We start from the raw sequence: 233 nt of genomic DNA on the forward strand, positions 1-233 counted from the left end.
CTCGGAGGGAACAGAATTTCGATTACAGGGCTTTTACCTTCTTTGGCGGGCCTTTCCAGACCTCTTCGTCTACCCTGTTCCTTTGTAACTCCATGTGAGACGTCCCACAACCCCAGAGAGCAAGCTCCCTGGTTTAGGCTGTTCCGCATTCGCTCGCCGCTACTAACGGAATCACTTTTGTTTTCTCTTCCTCAGGGTACTTAGATGTTTCAGTTCCCCTGGTATGCCTCTTC

At 50.6% G+C, this 233-nt stretch carries 1 rRNA gene; it reads right to left on the minus strand.

The annotated features are described in order from the left end of the window. A 23S ribosomal RNA gene (locus KJS57_RS26310) occupies nucleotides 1-233 on the minus strand; the annotation flags it as partial.

This window comes from Paenibacillus vini (genome assembly GCF_018403325.1).
Lineage (GTDB): Bacteria > Bacillota > Bacilli > Paenibacillales > Paenibacillaceae > Fontibacillus > Fontibacillus vini.